We start from the raw sequence: 1,038 nt of genomic DNA, 5'->3' as shown, positions 1-1,038 counted from the left end.
TGTCCGACTCTGCAAATTCAGGTTCTGGTAGGTGTGCTAAAATTTGATTTAAAGTAGCATAAGGTTTTAATCCATCCTCTAAGCCGTGTGTCTTCGGTGGATATGGATACACCTCTGATTTGTCTTGTAACATCATTAAGCTTTCTAATACTTGTTGGTTAGCATGACGTTTAGAAATACCAATAAAAATAACTCGCTCTCTATTTTGAGCGACGCCATAATCCTTAGCATTTAAGACTTTAGCATCTAAGACAACATATCCATCATCAATATTACGGAAACCATTTTGGATAATTTCTTTTACATCTCCTAAGGTAACTAGACCTTTAACATTTTCAGCAATAAAGACTTTAGGTTTGGTCATCTCAACCACTTTTTTTAACCACAGATATAATTGACCACGTGTTGCTTCGGTCGGTTCATTGTAAACGACTCCATTATGATCTTTATGTGATTCAAACCCTTTTCTTTTACCTGCAAAGCTAAAGTCCTGACATGGAAATCCACCAGTCACAACATCAATATCATTAGGAAATGAAAATTCTTTGTTCTCAATATTATTGACAACATCGACAATACTTTCTAAGTGAAAAATATTTTCAGGCTCATTTACTCTAGTTTTGAAGAAATTACACCACGCTAGTTTCGCAAATGGCAAAATATCATTGGCAAAAACAGTTTCAAATCCTGTTTTCTTTAAGTGGACATAGTTTTCATCATGGTCTAAAACATGTGAGGCATATATATCACTATTTATGGAAGATTTATGAGCGAGAAATCCTCCCTCTAAACCTAGATCCATACCACCACAACCAGAAAACAAAGATAAAACTTTCAAAATAGACTCTTCTGTAAAAATATTAATAAAATTTAAAGTTTAGATACATCTAAACCAGCAGCTTTTAATCGCTCAGTTATATTGCGCATTTTGCTAAATTCAGAGCCATACCCAATAGGAAGTTTTGTTTCTTCACAAAACTCTTTAGATGTAATTGTTTTTAGTTTATCTGCGTACTTAATCATTTGAATATGTAATTC

1 protein-coding gene is annotated in these 1,038 nt (G+C 33.3%); it reads right to left on the bottom strand.

The genetic code is table 11. The annotated features are described in order from the left end of the window. Positions 1-838 (bottom strand): DNA cytosine methyltransferase (locus FTV37_RS17685; protein ID WP_180064362.1); only part of this gene is annotated, 838 nt, incomplete at its 3' end. Positions 839-1,038: the final 200 nt, after the last annotated feature.

This window comes from Acinetobacter sp. YH16042, from assembly GCF_013417245.1.
In the GTDB taxonomy this organism is placed as follows: Bacteria; Pseudomonadota; Gammaproteobacteria; order Pseudomonadales; family Moraxellaceae; genus Acinetobacter; species Acinetobacter amyesii.
This window is presented reverse-complemented; position numbering and strand designations above follow the sequence as displayed.